Source organism: Streptomyces sp. NBC_01334, assembly GCF_035983595.1.
In the GTDB taxonomy this organism is placed as follows: Bacteria; Actinomycetota; Actinomycetes; order Streptomycetales; family Streptomycetaceae; genus Streptomyces; species Streptomyces coriariae.
In genome coordinates, this window is sequence record NZ_CP130718.1 from 4030118 (window position 1) to 4044208 (window position 14091).

Annotated in this window: 12 protein-coding genes and 1 other RNA gene; 3 read left to right on the forward strand and 10 right to left on the reverse strand. The window is 70.7% G+C overall.

Going from position 1 to position 14091, the window contains the following annotated elements; translation table 11 throughout:
- Positions 1 to 3 precede the first annotated feature (3 nt).
- Positions 4 to 2274, forward strand: coding sequence for an alpha-xylosidase (gene yicI / locus OG736_RS18010; RefSeq protein WP_327183356.1), 2271 nt, complete (start codon positions 4 to 6; stop codon positions 2272 to 2274).
- Positions 2274 to 3290, forward strand: a complete 1017-nt coding sequence (locus OG736_RS18015; protein ID WP_327183357.1) for a LacI family DNA-binding transcriptional regulator — start codon at positions 2274 to 2276, stop codon at positions 3288 to 3290. The genes yicI and OG736_RS18015 overlap by 1 nt, the downstream gene beginning before the upstream one ends.
- Here OG736_RS18015 and OG736_RS18020 read toward each other — a convergent pair.
- From OG736_RS18020 to ftsE, 6 genes are all read right to left on the reverse strand, one after another.
- Positions 3277 to 3639: an immunity protein CdiI family protein gene (locus tag OG736_RS18020; protein ID WP_327183358.1), complete on the reverse strand. Its 363-nt coding sequence runs from the start codon at positions 3637 to 3639 to the stop codon at positions 3277 to 3279. The genes OG736_RS18015 and OG736_RS18020 overlap by 14 nt on opposite strands.
- A gap of 81 nt (positions 3640 to 3720) precedes the next feature.
- Positions 3721 to 4107: a transfer-messenger RNA gene (gene ssrA, locus OG736_RS18025) on the reverse strand.
- A gap of 133 nt (positions 4108 to 4240) precedes the next feature.
- Entirely contained in the window at positions 4241 to 4789 is a 549-nt protein-coding gene (gene smpB / locus OG736_RS18030; RefSeq protein ID WP_327183359.1) for an SsrA-binding protein SmpB, read from the reverse strand.
- A 60-nt stretch (positions 4790 to 4849) separates the two neighbouring features.
- Entirely contained in the window at positions 4850 to 6028 is a 1179-nt protein-coding gene (locus OG736_RS18035) for a S41 family peptidase (RefSeq protein WP_327183360.1), read from the reverse strand.
- 67 nt (positions 6029 to 6095) lie between these two features.
- On the reverse strand, positions 6096 to 7013 hold the full coding sequence (ftsX, locus tag OG736_RS18040) for a permease-like cell division protein FtsX (protein WP_020132391.1): 918 nt from the start codon (positions 7011 to 7013) through the stop codon (positions 6096 to 6098).
- 60 nt (positions 7014 to 7073) lie between these two features.
- Positions 7074 to 7763: a cell division ATP-binding protein FtsE gene (gene ftsE / locus OG736_RS18045; RefSeq protein WP_020132390.1), complete on the reverse strand. Its 690-nt coding sequence runs from the start codon at positions 7761 to 7763 to the stop codon at positions 7074 to 7076.
- A 236-nt stretch (positions 7764 to 7999) separates the two neighbouring features.
- On the opposite strand from ftsE, the gene OG736_RS18050 reads away from it, so the two are divergent.
- On the forward strand, positions 8000 to 8194 hold the full coding sequence (locus OG736_RS18050; protein ID WP_327183361.1) for a hypothetical protein: 195 nt from the start codon (positions 8000 to 8002) through the stop codon (positions 8192 to 8194).
- Positions 8195 to 8281: 87 nt separating this feature from the next.
- Here the strand turns inward: OG736_RS18050 and OG736_RS18055 are convergent, their stop codons facing one another.
- The 4 genes from OG736_RS18055 to OG736_RS18070 all read right to left on the reverse strand — a co-directional run bounded on the left by OG736_RS18055 (position 8282) and on the right by OG736_RS18070 (position 13769).
- Positions 8282 to 9124, reverse strand: a complete 843-nt coding sequence (locus tag OG736_RS18055; protein ID WP_327183362.1) for a hypothetical protein — start codon at positions 9122 to 9124, stop codon at positions 8282 to 8284.
- Between the two features lie 270 nt (positions 9125 to 9394).
- Complete coding sequence (gene prfB, locus OG736_RS18060) at positions 9395 to 10501, reverse strand: peptide chain release factor 2 (protein WP_054240261.1); 1107 nt, start codon at positions 10499 to 10501, stop codon at positions 9395 to 9397.
- Positions 10502 to 10657: 156 nt separating this feature from the next.
- Positions 10658 to 11911 (reverse strand): serine/threonine-protein kinase, encoded by a 1254-nt coding sequence (locus OG736_RS18065; protein WP_327183363.1) that lies wholly within the window; start codon positions 11909 to 11911, stop codon positions 10658 to 10660.
- Positions 11912 to 12056: 145 nt separating this feature from the next.
- Entirely contained in the window at positions 12057 to 13769 is a 1713-nt protein-coding gene (locus tag OG736_RS18070) for a serine/threonine-protein kinase (RefSeq protein ID WP_327183364.1), read from the reverse strand.
- Positions 13770 to 14091 lie beyond the last annotated feature (322 nt).

Genomic DNA, 14091 nt, shown 5'->3' on the forward strand with positions numbered 1-14091 from the left:
CCCATGAAGTTCACCGACGGTTACTGGCTGCTGCGCGAGGGCGTCACGGCCGCCCACCCGGCCGAGGTCCTCGACGTCGTCGAGTCGGACGGCGTCCTGGAGATCCACGCGCCGACCCGGCCCATCCGCAGCCGCGGCGACCTGATGACGGGACCGGTCATGACGATCACCGCCCACACCCCGATGCCCGACGTCGTCGGCCTCACCCTCACCCACTTCACGGGCGAGCGGCCCCGCGAGCCGGCCTTCGACCTCACCGAGGCGGAGCCCGCCCCCCTGCTCTCCTACGACGACGCGTACACGACCCTGACCTCCGGCGCGCTCTCCGTGAAGGTCGCCCGTTCCGGCCCCTGGCACGTGGAGTTCCTCGCCCATGGCCGCACCCTCACCTCCAGCGGCCCCAAGGGCATGGGCATCATGCGGGACGCGGCCACCGGCGGCCACTACCTGCGCGAGCAGCTCAACCTGGGAGTGGGGACCTCCGTCTACGGCCTCGGCGAGCGCTTCGGCCCGCTGGTCAAGAACGGCCAGGTCGTCGACATCTGGAACGCCGACGGCGGCACGGCGACCGAACAGGCCTACAAGAACGTGCCGTTCTACCTCACGGACGCGGGCTACGGCGTCTTCGTCGACCACCCGGGCAAGGTGTCCTTCGAGGTCGGCTCGGAGGCCGTCTCCCGGGTCCAGTTCAGCGCCGAGACACAGGAGTTGACGTACTACGTCATCCACGGCCCCACCCCGAAGGACATCCTCCGCAAGTACACCGCCCTCACCGGCCGCCCCGCCCTTCCGCCCGCCTGGTCGTTCGGCCTGTGGCTGTCGACGTCGTTCACCACCTCCTACGACGAGGAGACGGTGACCTCCTTCATCGAGGGCATGCGCGAGCGCGAACTCCCGCTCTCCGTCTTCCACTTCGACTGCTTCTGGATGCGGGAGTTCAACTGGTGCGACTTCCGCTGGGACCCACGGGTGTTCCCCGACCCGGAGGGCATGCTGGCCCGGCTGAAGGCGAAGGGCCTGCACGTCAGCGTGTGGATCAACCCGTACATCGCCCAGCGGTCGCCGCTCTTCGCGGAGGGCAGGGCGCTCGGCCATCTGCTGAGGCGGCCGGACGGCGGTGTCTGGCAGTGGGACCTGTGGCAGCCCGGCATGGCCCTCGTGGACTTCACCAGCCCCGCCGCCCGCGACTGGTACGCGGCCAAGCTGGAGGCGCTGCTCGCACAGGGCGTCGACTGCTTCAAGACCGACTTCGGCGAGCGCGTCCCGGTCGACGTGACCTGGTCCGACGGCTCGGACCCGGAGCGGATGCACAACTACTACACGTACCTCTACAACCGCACCGTCTTCGACGTGCTGCGCAAGCACCGGGGCGAGGGGGAGGCGGTCGTCTTCGCGCGGTCGGCGACCACCGGCAGCCAGCAGTTCCCGGTGCACTGGGGCGGTGACTGCGAGGCGACGTACGAGTCGATGGCGGAGTCGCTGCGCGGCGGCCTGTCCCTGGGCCTGTCCGGGTTCGGCTTCTGGAGCCACGACATCGGCGGCTTCGAGGGCACACCGACACCGGCGCTGTTCAAGCGCTGGCTGGCCTTCGGCCTGCTGTCCTCGCACAGCAGACTGCACGGCAGCTCCTCGTACCGGGTGCCCTGGCTGTTCGACGAGGAGTCGGTGGACGTGGCCCGGCACTTCACCCGGCTGAAGCTGCGGCTCATGCCCTACCTGTACGAGGCCGCCCGCGTCGCCCACGAGGAGGGCACGCCGATGATGCGGGCTATGGTGCTGGAGTTCCCGGCGGATCCCGGCTGCGCGCACCTGGAACGGCAGTACATGCTCGGCCCGGACCTGCTGGTCGCGCCGGTGTTCAGCGACGCGGGGGACGTGACGTACTACGTCCCCGAGGGCACCTGGACCCACTACGTCACCGGACGGACGGTGACCGGGCCGCGCTGGGTGCGCGAACGCCACGGGTTCCTCGGCCTGCCGCTGCTGGTGCGGCCGGGCGCGGTGCTCCCGGTGGGCGCCCACGCCGACCGGCCGGACTACCCGCACGCCGACGGGGTCACCCTGCGCACCTACGGCCTGGAGCGTGGCGCCCAGGTGACGGTACGGGTCGGGGACGTGACCTTCACCGTCGTACGGGAGGGGGACACCCTGCGGGCTTCCGCGAGCGATCCCTCGGCGCCGTGGGCGCTGGCGGCCGGGGACCGGGTCGCGCGGGCGGCGGCGGGCACGGGCTTCCTGACCCTGGAGACCCCGGACGACCGGGAGCAGGCCTGATGGTGAAGATCACCGATGTGGCGCGGCACGCCGGGGTCTCCCCCAGCACGGTGTCGTACGCGCTGAGCGGCAAGCGCCCGATCTCCGAGGAGACCCGGCGGCGGGTCGAGGAGGCCGCCCGGACACTGGGCTACCGTCCGCACGCCGGCGCCCGCGCGCTGGCCAGCAGCCGCTCGAACGTGCTGGCGCTCGTGGTGCCGCTGCGGGCCGGCATCCATGTCCCGGTCGTCATGCAGTTCGCGGTGTCGGTGGTGACGGCGGCCCGCCGGCACGACCACGACGTGCTGCTGCTGACCCAGGAGGAGGGCGAGGAGGGGCTGCGCAGGGTCGCGGACACGGCCCTGGTCGACGCGCTGATCCTGATGGACGTCCAACTCCACGATCCCCGGCTGCCGTTGCTGCGCTCCTTGGACCGGCCATCCGTGATGATCGGTTTCCCGCTCGAGGCCGACGGGCTGACCTGCATCGACCTCGACTTCCGGGGGGCGGGCGAGCGGTGCGTGGAGCATCTGACGCAGCTCGGGCACCGGGTGGTCGGGCTGGTCGGTTCGCCGCCCGAGGTGTACGTGCGCGGGACGGCCTTCGCGCAGCGCGTGGTCCAGGGGTTCACCGCGGCCGCCGACCGGGCGGGGCTCGCCTCCGCCGTCCACCCCTGCGAGGCGACCCCGGCCGCGGCCCGCCGGGCGGCGGAGCGGCTGCTGCGCGAGCAGCCCGCGTTGACGGGGGTGGTGGTCCACAACGAGGCGGTCCTGGAGCCCCTCGTCGACGCGTTCGAGCAGCTGGGCCTGCGGGTCCCCGGCGATCTGTCGGTCACGGCGATCTGCCCCGACGAGCTCGCCGCGGGGCTGCGGGTGCCGGTCACCTCCATCGCGCTGCCGTCGGCGGAGGTGGGTGAGCGGGCGGTGGAGCTGCTGATGCGCAAGCTCGGCGGCGAGACCGTACCCGAGGCGACCCTGCTGCCGCCCGCGCTGACCGTGCGGGCGAGTACGGCGCCGCGGACGGTCAGTCCACGCTGACCGGGTTGCCGAGGCGGGTCCCCAGGAGCGCGCAGGACACGCCCTGGACGCCTTCGTAGCCCACGGTCCGACCGGGGGCGAGTTCCCGGGCGAGGCGTTCGGCCAGCGTCTCGCCCTCCTCGTGCAGGCGCAGGAACGCGGCGTCCCAGCGGAAGTCGTCACGGTCGGCCAGCCAGGTGTTCATGGCGGCGTCGATACCGCTCGCCCAGGCGGACAGGTCGGCGACCAGGGCGGCGGACAGGCCGAGGGCGGCCGTGGGGTCGTCCGGGGCGAAGTCGTCGTAGGGGCCCCTGCGGAGCGGGCGCGCGTGGTACTCGCCCAGGAGCGTGATGTGCGGCGGGTCGTCCACCGGGCCTCCCTCTCTTAGTCCGACGCGTGACGACAAAAACCCCGCCGCTCGGGAGCGACGGGGTTCTTGTTCACATGGGATGAGTGGAGATGGCGGGAATCGAACCCGCGTCCAACGGTGCAGAATCAGGGCTTCTCCGTGTGCAGTTCGCTGTGATTTTCTCGGCCCCGGTGATCACGCGAACAAGTCGCCGACGGGCCCAGTCACTGTTTGATTTCCCATCCGACCCCGTGACCGGGCCAGATGGTTTAGTTCCCTAGATTATGCCAGGATCCGGGCCGGGAACACTCCCGGGCTGACACCCTTTAGGGTCCTACATCACTGCTTATTAGGCAGCGAGGGCGTAGGACTGGGAATCGCTCTTGGTATTGGCGATTATTTTTTGCGACATATGGTTTACGAGATCATTGCCGCTTCCTCGACACGCTTCCCCTGCTTCAACAGTCGCTGTCGAAACCGATCATCCCCATGTTGATTTTTCAATCCCTCCGGAGAGGGTTCGTGCCTGCTGTGAGGCACAGGTGCCATCGTACGTGACCAACGCACGACGGTGCCACTGTATTCCCCGCGACCCCGCGTGCGGCGGCTGCGCGGGCGGCGGTCACGCGTGCCGCTGCCTGCGCTTCTCCGCCGCGATCACCCGGTCCGTCTCCCGGCGGTCCTGCTGCTCGCGCAGGGTCTGCCGCTTGTCGTACTCCTTCTTGCCGCGCGCCAGCGCGATCTCGGCCTTCGCCCGGCCGTCCTTGAAGTAGACGGCCAGGGCCACGATCGTGTGGCCCGTCTCCTCGGACTTCACCGCCAGCTTGTCGATCTCCTCGCGGTGCAGCAGCAGCTTGCGCTTGCGGCGCGCGGAGTGGTTGGTCCAGCTGCCCTGGAAGTACTCGGGGATGTGCGCGGCGTGCAGCCACGCCTCGTTCCCCTCGATCTGGACGAAGGCGTCGGTCAGTGAGGCGCGCCCCTCGCGCAGCGACTTCACCTCGGTGCCGGTGAGGACGAGACCGGCCTCGTAGACATCGATGATCGCGTAGTCGTGCCGGGCCTTCTTGTTCTGCGCGACGATCTTGCGCTTGCCGTCCTTGACCTTGCCGGACGCGGCCGCCCCGCCCTGCTTCGGCTGGGACTCCTTCGGTACGTACATTCCCTTGCTCATAGTGGAGCCAGTTTCGCACCCGGAGGCCCGCTGAGGGAAAGCCGATTACACGGCGGTCGCTCAGGGCACGTCCCCGAGGCCGCTCAGCACGGTCTCGGCCCGCTCCAGCGCCCCGTCGTCCGCCTCCAGGTCGGGGGTGATGCCCCGGCCGTCGACACCGTGACCGGAGGGAGTGCGGTAGTGCCCGACGGTCAGCTCGGCGACGGAGCCGTCGGGCAGTCGGCTCGGCATCTGGACCGAGCCCTTGCCGAAGGTGCGGGAGCCCACGACGACCGCGCGGCCACGGTCCTGGAGGGCGCCGGTGAGCAGCTCGGCGGCGCTCATCGTGCCGCCGTCGACAAGTGCGACCAGGGGGCTGGTGGTGTCGCCGCCGTCCTCGGCGTGCAGGGCGCGCTGGTCGCCGTCGACGTCGTAGGTGGCGACCAGGCCGCCGTCGAGGAAGGCGGAGGCGGCGGAGACGGCCTCGGTGACCAGGCCGCCGGAGTTGCCGCGCAGATCGAGGACGATCCCGGCCCCTGCCGGGGTCCGGCGGACGGCGCTGCGCACGCTGTCACCGACGCCCTTGGTGAACGCGGCGACGGTGATGACGGTGGTGTCGTCGGAAAGTTGGTGGACGGTGACGGCGTCCGTGGAGAGGAGCGCGCGGCGCAGGGTCTCGCTCCACGCGCGCGTGCCGCGCTCCAGGCCGAGACGGACGGAGCTGCCGGCGGTCGCGCCCGTGGCGTCACCGCGCAGTAAGGAGACGACGTCGGTGACCGGGAGGCCTTCGACGGACCGTCCGTCCACGCTGCGCAGCCGGTCGCCCGCGCGGATCCCGGCGGCGGCCGCGGGCGATCCCGACTGCACCTTGGTCACCTCGATCCGGCCGTCCCGGTCGCCTCGCGCCTCCAGCCCGACGCCGGTGTACCGGCCGTCGAGGGACGCCTCGAACTCCTCGTACTCGCCCTCGGAGTAGACGGCCGCCCAGCGGTCCCCGCTGCGGCTGACGGCACGCTCGGCGGCCTCCATCGGGGACTTGCCGTCCGCGGCGGCCTCCTCGGCGGCCCGCGTCACGTCCTCGGAGCGGCCGGCGGGGGCCGGGGAGGGGGCGGCGCCCGAGGCGCTCCGCCCGCCCTGCGCGGGGTCGCCCGGCAGGGATCCGGTGGCGGCGCCGGCGACGAGCACGCTCGCGAACACCAATGTCAGGGCGGCCCCGCGGCCGAAACGGCGGGGCTGACAGAACAGGTCACGGCCTGACATGGCGGTGAGTCTAGGGGAACGCGAAGGGCCGTACGGTCGGTTGACCGTACGGCCCGCGGGGCGTGCGTCACACCTTCAGGTACTTGCGCAGCGCGAAGAACGCGGCCAACGCGGGCATCAGCAGGCTCGTGGCGAGGATGAGCGGAAGCTTCGTCAGCACGGCGTCCCAGCCGATGAAGTTGATCAGGTTCAGCTTCTCGGACAGGGCCAGGCCGTTGTCGATGATGAAGTACCGGGCGATCACCAGGAATCCGCAGGCGACCGTGCCGCCGATCAGCCCGGCGACCGCGGCCTCGGCGATGAACGGCGCCTGGATGTAGAAGCCGGAGGCGCCGACGAGCCGCATGATCCCCGTCTCACGCCGTCGGCTGAAGGCAGAGACGCGCACCGTGTTGACGATCAGCATCAGCGCCACGACGAGCATCAGCGCCATGACCGCCCGCGCCGCCCAGTTCATGCCGTTGAGCAGCCCGAAGAGGTTGTCCAGGATGCCCTTCTGGTCCTGCACGGACTGCACGCCGTCGCGCCCGTCGAAGGCGGTCGCGATGACCTGGTACTTCTCCGGGTCCTTCAGCTTGATGCGGTACGACTCCTGCATCTGGTCCGGCGTGAGGGAGCTGGCCAGCGGGGAGTCGCCGAACTGCTCCTTGTAGTGCTTGTACGCGTCGTCCTGCGACTCGTACGTCACCTTCTCGACGACCCCCATCTTGTCGAGGTCGGACTTGATCTGCTTCTTCTGGTCCGCGGTGACCGCGCCCTTGGCGCAGTTCGGGTCGGACTCGGCGTCGCTCTTGTTGCAGAGGAACACCGAGACGTTGACCTTGTCGTACCAGTAGCCCTTCATCGTGCTGACCTGGTCGCTCATCAGGAGCGACCCGCCGAAGAGCGCCAGGGACAGGGCGACGGAGACGACGACGGCGAAGGTCATCGTCAGGTTGCGGCGGAGACCGACACCGATCTCCGACAGTACGAACTGGGCGCGCATGGCGAGTTGTTCAGGCCTTTCCGGGGACTTCCGCGAGGGCGGGGGCGATGGCGGGGGCGGTCAGTGCTGGTAGCCGTAGACGCCGCGCGCCTGGTCGCGGACGAGGCGGCCCTGCTCCAGCTCGATGACGCGCTTGCGCATCTGGTCCACGATGTTCTGGTCGTGCGTGGCCATCAGCACGGTCGTGCCCGTCCGGTTGATCCGGTCGAGCAGCTTCATGATGCCGACGGAGGTCTGCGGGTCGAGGTTGCCGGTGGGCTCGTCCGCGATCAGCAGCTTGGGCCGGTTCACGAAGGCGCGCGCGATGGCGACACGCTGCTGCTCACCGCCGGACAGCTCACCGGGCATCCGGTCCTCCTTGCCGCCGAGCCCGACGAGGTCGAGCACCTGCGGCACGGACTTGCGGATCTCGCCCTTCGACTTCCCGATGACCTCCTGCGCGAAGGCGACGTTCTCCGCCACCGTCTTGTTCGGCAGCAGCCGGAAGTCCTGGAAGACCGTCCCCAGCTGGCGGCGCATCTGCGGCACCTTCCAGTTGGAGAGGCGCGCGAGATCCTTGCCCAGGACGTGCACCTGACCGTGGCTGGTCCGCTCCTCGCGGAGGACCAGCCGCAGGAAGGTGGACTTGCCGGAGCCGGAGGATCCCACGAGGAACACGAACTCGCCCTTCTCCACCTCGAGGGAGACATCCCTGAGTGCGGGGCGGGTCTGCTTGGGGTAGACCTTGGAGACGTTGTCGAATCGGATCACGGGTGCACCACGGGTCGCCGGGGGTAGATGAGCGTGACCATACGCGAACCGGGGAGGGCGGCGCAGGCGTCGCGAGGGGTTGAGTGGGGCTTGTGCGTTTTTGTACGGGACTTTGTACGCCCCCCGCTCTCCGGGTGGGCCGCGCGGCCCACGGAGGAACCTGGCACAGTGGAGGGGGAACGTTCCCGTTCCCCGAAGCGTTGTGTACGTGGAACCGGTGCTAGGAGGGCGAGCGCATGACGTACGACCGGCTGGTGTGCGCTAACTGCGCCGCGCCCGTGAGCGAGGGCCGGTGCCCGGTGTGCCGCGCGAACCGCGAGCGGCTGCAGCAACAGGACAACTTCTTCGCGGGGCTGAACCCGATGGCGCTGATCGCGCTGCTCGCGGTGCTGGTGGCAGCGCTGGCGCTGCTGGCCCACCAGAGCGCGTGACCCCCGGACACACACGGAAAGGGGCCCGGAGCTGATCGCTCCGGGCCCCTTCGCGTGTACGTCACGTACGGACGCGACCACCTGACGTCAGGCAGCGGCTCCGTCGCGGCCGGCCGCGAGGCGCGGCAGCACCCGGAAGCCGATGCCGCCGGCGATCATCGTGGCGGCCCCGATGATCAGGAAGGTGGTCTGGCCGGCACCGGTCTCGGCGAGCTCCTTGCCACCACCCTGCGCGCTGGTGTCGGCGGCGGAGTCCGAGGTGTCGGTCAGCGCGGAGCTGCCCTCCTCCTGGGTGGAGGTGCCGTCGGTGTCGGTGCCGCCGGTGGTGGAGCCACCGCCGGTGGTTGCCGAACCGCCGGTGGTGGATCCGCCGGTGGAGTCGTCACCGCCGGTGGTGCTCGAACCGCCGGTGGTCGAGCTGCCGCCGGTGGTGGAGCCACCCGTGGTCGAGCTGCCACCGGTCGTGGAGGAACCGCCGGTGGTCGAGCTGCCACCGGTCGTGGTGGAGCCACCCGTGGTCGAGCTGCCACCGGTCGTGGAGGAACCGCCGGTGGTCGAGCTGCCACCGGTCGTGGTGGAGCCGCCCGTGGTGGGGTCGCCACCGGTGCTGGACGTGCCGCCGATGGTGACCGTCCCGCCGATGGAGGCGGCGCCGCCGACGGAGGCGGTGCCGTCCGTGGTCGATCCGCCCGTCGTGGTCGTCGAACCGCCCGTCGTCGTGGTCGATCCGCCCGTGGTCGTGGTCGGGTCACAGTCAGGAGTGGTGACGATGTCGCACGGGTCGTCGTCGCCGGCAGTGGCGACCGTGCTCGTGTCGACAAGCGCGTCGTCGTCGGCCGAGGCGACGCCGGCGACCGTCAGCGAGGCGCCCGCGGCGATCACGGCGCCGGCGGCTATCCGCGCGAACCGGATCCGCGTCTTCTTGGTCATATAGCTGCTACCCCCAGTAGCTGAATCGTCGATGAGGCCGCGCCCGGGGCCGTGATCGACGGAGGTAGCTGAGCTGTAGCTGAAGCCCCCGGTTCACATGCGCCCCAGAGATACGCATGCCACACTGCACCTTCCCCACTTTTCAAAGCATCGTCAAGGTCGTTGCGTACGCAATGTCCAAGTCGGGGCGCTTTGCGTGTCGTTGGTGCTGTGAATGTGATGTAAAAAGCAACCGCCCCTGATTCAGGGGCGGTTGCCTTGTCGACAAAGTTACTTCTCTTGCTGCTTGCGCCAGCGAATTCCGGCTTCCAGGAACCCGTCGATCTCACCGTTGAACACGGCCTCGGGGTTACCGACCTCGAACTCGGTGCGCAGGTCCTTGACCATCTGGTACGGGTGCAGGACGTACGAACGCATCTGGTTGCCCCAGGAGTTACCGCCGTCGCCCTTGAGCGCGTCCATCTTGGCCTGCTCCTCCTGCCGGCGCCGGTCGAGCAGCTTGGCCTGGAGGACGTTCATCGCGGACGCCTTGTTCTGGATCTGCGACCGCTCGTTCTGGCAGGAGACGACGATGCCGGTGGGCAGGTGGGTGAGGCGCACCGCGGAGTCGGTGGTGTTCACGCCCTGGCCGCCGGGGCCGGAGGACCGGTAGACGTCGACCCGCAGTTCGGACTCGTCGATCTCGATGTGGTCGGTGGTCTCCACCACGGGAAGGATCTCGACACCCGCGAAGGAGGTCTGCCGACGCCCCTGGTTGTCGAAGGGGGAGATCCGCACCAGCCGGTGCGTGCCCTGCTCCACGGAGAGGGTGCCGTAGGCGTACGGGATCTGCACGGCGAAGGTGGTCGACTTGATGCCGGCCTCTTCGGCGTACGAGGTCTCGTAGATCTCGGTCTTGTAGCCGTGCTGCTCCGCCCACCGCAGGTACATCCGCTGGAGCTTCTCCGCGAAGTCGGCGGCGTCGACGCCACCGGCCTCGGCACGGATGTTCACGAGCGCCTCGCGGGAGTCGTACTCACCGCTGAGCAGCGTACGGACCTCCATCTCGTCCAGCGCCTTCTTGACGGAGGTGAGCTCGGACTCGGCCTCGGCGAGGGTGTCCGGGTCGTCCTCCTCCTGGGCCATCTCGAACAGCACGGAGAGATCGTCGATCCGGCTGCGCAGCGCGTCCGCCTTCCTGACCTCGGCCTGGAGGTGGGACAGCTTGCTGGTGATCTTCTGCGCCTCGTCCGGGTTGTCCCACAGGGACGGCGCGGCCGCCTGCTCCTCGAGCACGGCGATATCTGCCCTCAGCTTGTCGAGGTCCAGAACGGCCTCGATCGACTCCATGGTCGAGGAGAGGGACTTGAGCTCTTCGGATACATCGACGACTGCCACGCCTCCAGCCTAACGGACCCGGCATCCGAGCCCGCCCGGCCTCGACCGCCGGGCCCGACTGCCCCGCCCCGGTCAGGACATCCCAGCCCGTTCGGCGATCGAGGACGAGGCCCCTTCAGGGCCGAAGCGGGGGGCTGGGGGCGGCAGCCCCCAGGGTCAGGGAGACGCCGGCGCCGAGTTCTTCGTGTCCTGCGGAGTCGCCCCCGCGTCGTCGCCCGAGGTGGCCGCCCAGGTGCCGATCCCGGCCGCCGCGGCCAGCGCCACCGCCGCCACGCCCAGCGTGATCCGCCGCCGCCGGGTGGCGGAACGGTTCCGTGCCGAGCCGGGGCGCGGTGCGCCGGCCGCCCTCGGCACCCGTGCCGTGCCGTGCGCCCCGCCCGCCAGCTCGTCCGGCGCGGGCACCCGCATCGACGTGTGGGTGTCCCGGTTGGAGTCCGGCTTCGCGCCGGGCACCAGCGGGACCGACCCGCGCCGCACCCGCCCGGAGGGCGCCGCGGACGAGGACGCGGAGGGCGCGGTCTCGACCGGCTCGCCCTCCCCCTCCTCCTGCTCCGGGTCCGGCTCGTCGACGTCCAGCGGCGGCATCCCGGCCAGCGTCGGCAGCTGCTCCCGCAGCCGCGCCGCCAGCTCGGACGCCCGCAGCCGGGACGCCGGCGCCTTCGCCAGGCACTGCACGAGAAGCTGCCACAGCTCGTCCGTGATGCCGGGGAGCGGGGCGACGGACTCCGTGACGTGACGGCGCAGCACCGCGCCGGGGTGGCCGCCGCCGAACGGGGTGAAGCCCGCGAGGAGCTCGTACAGCACGGTCGCCAGGGCGTAGATGTCCACCGAGGCGCGCGGCGGCAGGCCCTCCACGATCTCCGGCGCCAGATAGTCCGGTGTGCCGATGATCTTCGTCGCGCGGGTCCGTTTGGGGGTGTCGATCAGTTTCGCGACACCGAAGTCGGTCAGCAGCGCGCGGTGCGAGCCGCCGGGGCCGAGCGGGCCCTGCATGTCGAGCAGGATGTTCTCGGGCTTCACGTCCCGGTGCACGATCCCGGCCGCGTGCGCGGCGGCCAGTCCCTCGGCGATGTCCGCGACGATCGCCACGGCGGCCTCGGGCGCGAGCCGTCGGTCCCGTTCGAGGCGGGTGCGCAGGTCCGTGCCGCGGACGAGGTCCATGACCAGGGCCAGGTCGTTGCCGTCGACCACCAGGTCCCGTACGGACACCACGTGCGGGTGCTCCAGGCCGAGCAGTGCCGTGCGCTCCTGCACGAAGCGGCCCACGAGCTCCTCGTCGGAGGCGAGGTCCTCGCGCAGCAGCTTGACGGCGACGGGCCCGTCCGGTCCGTCGCCCAGCCACACCGTGCCGGCGCTGCCCCGTCCCAGGATCTGGTGGGCGGTGTACCGGCTGCCGATCTTCCGTGCCAAGGCTGCTCCTACAGACGCGTGTTGCCCATCAAAGTACGCGTCCGAGGAGCCAACCTTCACCGCGGAGACGGAAATCACCCGCCGGATGTCGACAAGTACACAACCTCGACGGTCAGGACCGGAGTCCGTGCCGGTCGCCGGTGCCTCAGTTGCCCGTTCCGCCCGTGCCGCTGCCGCCCGAGTCGGCCAGGTCGCCGATCCAGCCGGTGACATCGTTGAACCAGCCGCTGATCAGCTGCCAGTAGTTCTTGCCGGTGCCGATCCAGCCCTGCAGCGGGCTCAGCTCCCAGATCAGCCATCCGGCCACGAACAGGATGACGATCGTGAACAGGCAGCCCTTCAGGCAGCCCAGCCCGGGGATCTTCATCGGGTTGGCACTGCGCTGCCTCGGCTCCCGCGGCTGCCGGGGTTCCGGCTCCGGCCGCTGCCTCGGCTGCTGCTGGGGCGACGGCGCGTACCGCTGGGGCTGGTGTTGCGGCTGCTGGTGCTGCGGCGGCGCGTACTGCTGCTGCGGCTGCCCCTGGTAGCCGTAGCCGGGGGGCTGCTGCTGGCGCTGCTGAGGTCGCTGTTGCTGCTGAGGCCGCTGTTGTTGCTGGTTCTGCTGCGGATACGGCTGCTGCGGCTGCTGCTGGCGGGAGACCTGCCGCTGGGGGCGGCGGCGCAGCGGGTCCTCGCCGGGGTCGAGGTACTGCTGGACCTGCGTCGGCTCGTTGCGGTCGCGGGCGGCCCGCATCTGCGACTGCCAGGGATGCGGCTCTTGGCCCTGCTGCCCCTGCTGGTGCGGCGGCACCGGCGGCAGCACGGCCGTCGGATCGGCGGCGCCCGCGGGGCCGCTGGTGTGCGGCAGCACGGCGGTGGGGTCGGCGGCGCCGGCGGGACCGCTGGTGTGCGGCAGGACGCTGGTCGCGGCGTTCGGGTCGTAGGCGCCGCCCGGCACGGTCGCGGGCGCCGGGTCGGGCGCGAGGAGGTGACCCACGCCGTCGGCGGCGGCGATCTGCATCGAGTTCGCGTGCACCCCGATGCCCTCGGCGACGATGCGCAGCCCGCGCGCGAGGTTCTCGGCGCTCGGCCGGTCGTCGGGGTTCTTGCGCAGACAGCGCTCGATGACCGTCCAGAGCGGGTCGGGGACCGTGGACGGGCGGCGCGGCTCGGCGTTCAGGTGCTGGTGCAGGACCTCGAGGGCGGAGCCGCCGGAGAACGGCGGACGCCCGGTGACCAGCTCGTACAGCAGGATGCCGGCGCCGTAGATGTCCACGGCCGAGGTCTGCGGACGGCCCTCGGCGGACTCCGGCGCGACGTACGCGGGCGTGCCGACGAACTCGCTGGTCCGGGTCAGGCCCGGGGAGTCGGCGAGGCGCGCGATGCCGAAGTCGGTGAGCAGGGGGTGCATCTGCCCGCCGTTCTGCATCAGCAGGACGTTGGCCGGCTTCAGGTCGCGGTGCACGACGCCGTCGGCGTGGCTGGCGGCGAGCGCGTCGGCGACCTGGGCGGTGAGCAGGGCCGCGGCGACGGGCGTGAAGGGGCCGTTCTCGCGCAGGTAGCGATGCAGGTCCGGGCCGTCGACGAGGTCCATGACCAGCGCCAGCAGATCGCCCTCGACGACCAGGTCGCGGACCCGGACGATGTTCGGGTGGGTCAGGCGCAGCAGCACCGAACGCTCGCGCAGGAAGCGCATCACGACGTCGGGGTCGTTCGCGAGCTCCTCCTTGAGGACCTTGATCGCGACGGTCTCCCCGGGCTGGCCGGCCACGGCCGCCTCGGCGCCCGCGGTCTCGCGCTGGCGCGCTCGCCAGACGGTGCCCGTGGCGCCGCGTCCGAGCGGCTCCTCGAGCAGGTACTTGCTGCCGACTGGCCGCACGTCACGCGCTCCCTGCTGCTTGCTTGCCTGTCCTGTCCGTGTTCCGACCCACTGTAGTGCCGCAGTGCGGACACCGGGCTGTCGTCTTCGTCCGAAGGAAAGACGCTCGGCCCGGTCTTCCTGGTTGCCGGGGGCGGACGTGACCGATCTCAACTGATCGTCGGCGACGCACTTGTCAGGCACTTTTGCGGGCAGAGCCGACCAATCAAGATCACTTGTCCCCCGGTGTGGGGCGCGTTGTCAGTGACAGGTGCGAGGATGCCTTCAGTACTGGCCGCTGTGCTCGTGTGGGGTGGGGGGAAGTCCGCGCCCGTGCAGAAGG

Bases quoted from the DNA above. Each gene is read 5' to 3' on its own strand.
- OG736_RS18015 (WP_327183357.1), top strand. From the start codon at position 2,274: ATGGTGAAGATCACCGATGTGGCGCGGCACGCCGGGGTCTCCCCCAGC.
- ftsX (WP_020132391.1), bottom strand. From the start codon at position 7,013: ATGCGCGCCCAGTTCGTACTGTCGGAGATCGGTGTCGGTCTCCGCCGC.
- OG736_RS18035 (WP_327183360.1), bottom strand. From the start codon at position 6,028: ATGTCAGGCCGTGACCTGTTCTGTCAGCCCCGCCGTTTCGGCCGCGGG.
- smpB (WP_327183359.1), bottom strand. From the start codon at position 4,789: ATGAGCAAGGGAATGTACGTACCGAAGGAGTCCCAGCCGAAGCAGGGC.
- OG736_RS18050 (WP_327183361.1), top strand. From the start codon at position 8,000: ATGACGTACGACCGGCTGGTGTGCGCTAACTGCGCCGCGCCCGTGAGC.
- OG736_RS18055 (WP_327183362.1), bottom strand. From the start codon at position 9,124: ATGACCAAGAAGACGCGGATCCGGTTCGCGCGGATAGCCGCCGGCGCC.
- yicI (WP_327183356.1), top strand. From the start codon at position 4: ATGAAGTTCACCGACGGTTACTGGCTGCTGCGCGAGGGCGTCACGGCC.